This is a genomic window from Edaphobacter aggregans DSM 19364, from assembly GCF_000745965.1.
Taxonomy (GTDB): Bacteria; Acidobacteriota; Terriglobia; order Terriglobales; family Acidobacteriaceae; genus Edaphobacter; species Edaphobacter aggregans.
Genome location: NZ_JQKI01000275.1, coordinates 1 through 3,127 on the forward strand (window position 1 = coordinate 1; position 3,127 = coordinate 3,127).

General features: G+C 56.2%; 4 protein-coding genes. 1 reads left to right on the forward strand and 3 read right to left on the reverse strand.

The features are described 5' to 3' along the window. The coding region (locus tag Q363_RS31050) for a transposase (RefSeq protein ID WP_157468022.1) at positions 1-144 on the forward strand (144 nt) is incomplete at its 5' end. Between the two features lie 175 nt (positions 145-319). Here Q363_RS31050 and Q363_RS31055 read toward each other — a convergent pair. The 3 genes from Q363_RS31055 to Q363_RS31065 all read right to left on the reverse strand — a co-directional run bounded on the left by Q363_RS31055 (position 320) and on the right by Q363_RS31065 (position 2,861). Further along, positions 320-1,072: an NAD(P)-dependent oxidoreductase gene (locus Q363_RS31055; RefSeq protein ID WP_035358520.1), complete on the reverse strand. Its 753-nt coding sequence runs from the start codon at positions 1,070-1,072 to the stop codon at positions 320-322. 168 nt (positions 1,073-1,240) lie between these two features. Beyond that, positions 1,241-1,810 carry a response regulator transcription factor gene (locus Q363_RS45775; protein ID WP_169747207.1) on the reverse strand — a complete coding sequence of 190 codons (570 nt, stop codon included), beginning with the start codon at positions 1,808-1,810 and terminating at the stop codon, positions 1,241-1,243. A gap of 133 nt (positions 1,811-1,943) precedes the next feature. Beyond that, positions 1,944-2,861: a S1C family serine protease gene (locus Q363_RS31065; RefSeq protein WP_035358521.1), complete on the reverse strand. Its 918-nt coding sequence runs from the start codon at positions 2,859-2,861 to the stop codon at positions 1,944-1,946. Positions 2,862-3,127: the final 266 nt, after the last annotated feature.

Sequence of the window (3,127 nt, forward strand, 5' to 3'; positions counted from 1 at the left end):
TACCGGCGCAGGTGGAAAATCGAAAGGCTGTTTGCCTGGTTGCAGAACTTCCGGCGTCTGGTCGTTAGATATGAACGTCACGCCGAGAACTTTCTTGGAATGCTACAACTCGCCGCGTCTCTGATTCTGCTGAGGCATTTATGAGATGGGTTCTAGTCTCCTGAGTCATAAATAGATTGCATAAATGGAACTTGTATCCTATCGTGAGTTATGGAATCGCGCCGTGGACGGCATGCGGCCGTTTTCGGAATGTCGAGTCGTGTGGCAGGGTAATTCCCCGTGAGCTGCGACCCGAGTGCCACGGTAAACCCTCTATAAGCTAATACGAAACGCCAGGTGTTTTGCTCAAATAGACGTCGTCGGTCAATTGTCCCAACATGAAGTCCGCCACGTCTGCCCGGGATATTTTGGCCTGAATGGACTTGTCCGCGGCGTCGAACCCACTGCGGTACACGCGTGTTCGCGGGCCATTGGTAAGCACCGCCGGTCGCACGATGACCCAGTCCAGCTTGCTCTCCTTGATGAGCTTCTCCTGGGCCTCTTTGTCGGCAAAGATGTTCCTCAGCAGAATAGGGATCAACGCGTAGTTGTACAGGAGTCCGAGCTGTCCTTTGCTGTCACCAATGCCCAGCGAAGACTCACAAACGAAACGTTTCACGCCCACCCTTTCCATCGCACGTACGATATTCTTTGTGCCTTCCGACAGCATGGTTGTCCGTCTGTAAAGAACGAGAAGGGCAAGCAGCGGAACACCGATTCGGACAAGCCAACCGGCTGGCCCGATCAGCCCGGTGAACCTGGCGATTACCTGGCAAAGGATCACAATCGCAATCAGCGGCCCAACCCTGACCCGGATACCGACAGCGGAGAGTACGGCGTCCTGACCACGGAGCGCTGCTTGCACAGAGCCGTAATCTAAAATATCTCCCTTCGCGATACGCAGGTCTGGGTGTGTCGTTCGCACCTTCGAAGGGTCGCGTGCGAAGGCGGTCACGATGTGTCCCTGTTCAAGCGCCTGTTCCACCAGCGCTCGCCCGGTTCCGCCGGTGGCTCCAAGTATGAGTAGATTCATGGACTCAACTCCTCGTCTTTTGGGCGGGCACTCTTGGCGAGGACTTTCAGAGTTTCGTCGCACCAGTTCACGAAGGTCTTGCTGCAGTGTCGTCTAAGAGTACTACTCCGCTTGCGAAGCAATCCTACGTGCCCCTATGGCAGTTCTGGACCGCGCCTGAACGTATCTTTAAATGGCAACCAGGCCGCGCAGAATGCCGATTGCTACGGCTTCCGTCCGGCTTCGGGCGCCGAGCTTGGCGAGAACCGAGCTGACGTGGAACTTCACGGTGTGTTCCGAGACGTTGAGCTGCGCAGCCACCTCCTTATTTCCCCTCCCAAGAGCAACTAGACGTAAGACTTCGACTTCTCGTGCGGTGAGATGTTCCGCTGGAGATAGCGCGGGGTTGCCTAGCTTGGGAATACCATCAATCTCGTCTCCTGCTGGGGAAGAGGGCCGTGGCAGGGTGACAGCGAAGCCCGCTACCGTAGCTGCAATCGCGGCAACAAGCTGATGAGTCGTTACGGCCAAGGGAAGCACGGAGCGTATCTTTAAGCGCAAAGCGCTTCTCGTAATGGCGGCACTTAGTGTTCCCGCCAGCAGGACCGTAGGAGTGTCAGAGAAGACCTCTTCCAGCGAGCTATCATCTCCCCACGTTGCTGGAAATGACTCTTCGGTGACAATCACAATAGCATCCGGATTGTCGCTCTGTGCACGAAAGAGTAGCGTTGACGGAAGTGCGACGTGCAGCAAATCCACGCCTCGCGCACCTCGAAGACCTTCGAAGTAGCTCGAGTGCAACATCGAATCGACACATGGCAGTACAAGCAACGGATCGAGCGGGCGTACTGCCTCGGCCTCCGCTCGACCTTGTGTTTCGTGTTTGCGATGGTCAGCCACGATCCGCCACAGTTAATGTCAACTCCATTCTCGCGCCTCCCCGGATCACGACAAGAGAGACAGAGTCTCCGACGCTCAAGCTGGCAATCCGATGCAGGGCATCACGAACGTCATGAACGGGATCGCCATTTAGTGACACAATCAGATCTCCCACCAGCACTCCCGCCGAAGCTGCAGGCGCATTAGGTTCGACGTGCAAAACCAGGAGAACCTGGTCGGCTCCCTCAGCGAACTGAGCCCGCAGAGCCTCGGGAACGGGAACGGCCTGCATCGCGACACCGAGAAAGGGCTGGGGTACGTGGCCACGTTCAAGGATTGCGTCGACAACCCGATCTATGGTCTGTGTCGGCACCGTGATGATGGCATTGCGTGCTAGAGCCGGGCTATTGATACCCAGGACGCGATGATGCTCGTTCACCAGTGCGCTGCCGGACTGGCCCACGTAAAGTCGAACATCCGGTCGAATGAGGCGATCAATCTGTCCACCGCGCCAGGTTCGCCAGGGGCTGCCAAGACGCGCAATGATTCCTGAGCTGGCCGAGATGTCGCCTAGCACAGAACGGCCGACTGACAGCACAAGCTCTCCGACGCGCGTACTCTCGAGACCGCTGGTGTCAGCGGGTTTCAGACTGTTGGCCTCTACTCTAAGTACCGCCAAATCCGTTCCCGCATCAGTTCCCGCAACACTAGCGTTGAATGGCTCGCCGCGGCGAGCAACTTTGACTACCTCATTGCGACGGAGACCGTTACGCACGGTCACTATGACGCCAGGTCGCCACACAACTCCACTTGAGGTCGAGCGGCCTCCTCTATGGATCGTGACGATGCTGTCCTGGACTGCTTCGATTGCTTCCGATATGGATTTGGACAACGAGTTCCAAACCCCCGAGCTCTGAATTCCGTTTCTCATTATGTCCTCCACCTGACGAGCCTATGATGGCACTTCCATAGGTTGAGTACATCCGCCAGATGACCAGGTCACGCTCGTCAACTGAGATCACTCAGTGAATCCACCTAAACCCGGAAAATTCACGAAGGAGCAACAACGGAAGGCCTCATCTGCTACAAACATGTTGTCAATACAGTGTTTGAAGAAGCAGAAGAGGCCTTCGCGTGTCAGAGGTTAGCCCAACAGAGCGTTTGTTGTTTCCGGATATTTTCGATAAGCCGACGGTG

Excerpts from the sequence above, each read along its gene's own strand:
- Q363_RS31055 (WP_035358520.1), bottom strand. The coding sequence starts at position 1,072 with ATGAATCTACTCATACTTGGAGCCACCGGCGGAACCGGGCGAGCGCTG.
- Q363_RS31065 (WP_035358521.1), bottom strand. The coding sequence starts at position 2,861 with ATGAGAAACGGAATTCAGAGCTCGGGGGTTTGGAACTCGTTGTCCAAA.